1 protein-coding gene is annotated in these 717 nt (G+C 43.2%); it reads left to right on the top strand.

The features are described from left to right. Nucleotides 1-717 (top strand): calcium-binding protein (locus tag BGI33_RS02965; RefSeq protein WP_144235337.1); only part of this gene is annotated, 717 nt, incomplete at both ends.

The following is a 717-nucleotide window of genomic DNA, read 5'->3' as shown; positions in this document are numbered from 1 at the left end:
GGTAAAGGTAATGATACCTTATGGGGTAAAGCTGGTGATGATAACCTCAATGGCGATGAAGGCGATGATATTCTCAATGGTGAAGATGGGAATGATACCCTCAATGGCGGTGACGGTAACGATACCCTGATTGGTGGTGCCGGCTACGATATCCTCATTGGCGGTACTGGTAATGATATTCTTAAAGGAGGAAATTATCATAAAGATCGCTATGAGTTCGAAGCAGGACATGGTCAGGATGTGATTTACGATAAAGAATACCCCGGCTATACGAATCATTACAATGATGTTGTCTTCAAGGGCGCCACTCTGGCTGACGCTCACTTTACCCGTTCCGGTAATGATCTGGTTATTCAAGCTTATGGTACTGATGATTCTGTTACTCTGCCTGATTATTTCAACAATTATTATAGCAGGGCATTTAACTTTGTATTTGATGACAAAGTATTAAGTGTTGATGATATAGCTGCCATGTCATTTATTTTGGGAGGCACATCAGGTGATGATGTACTCAGAGGCTGGAAATCTCACGATACCATTGCTGGAGGACCGGGTAATGACAAGCTATATGGAGGAGATGGCATAGACAACCTTTTTGGAGGAGCAGGTAATGACGAGCTGTATGGAGAAAGTGGAAACGACTATTTAAGTGGCGGCGATGGTGACGACATATTAAATGGCGGTGAAGGTGATGATATTCTTAATGGTGGTGCCGGT

The sequence above is a fragment of the Snodgrassella alvi genome (assembly GCF_002777425.1).
GTDB classification, from domain to species: Bacteria; Pseudomonadota; Gammaproteobacteria; order Burkholderiales; family Neisseriaceae; genus Snodgrassella; species Snodgrassella alvi_B.
This window is presented reverse-complemented; position numbering and strand designations above follow the sequence as displayed.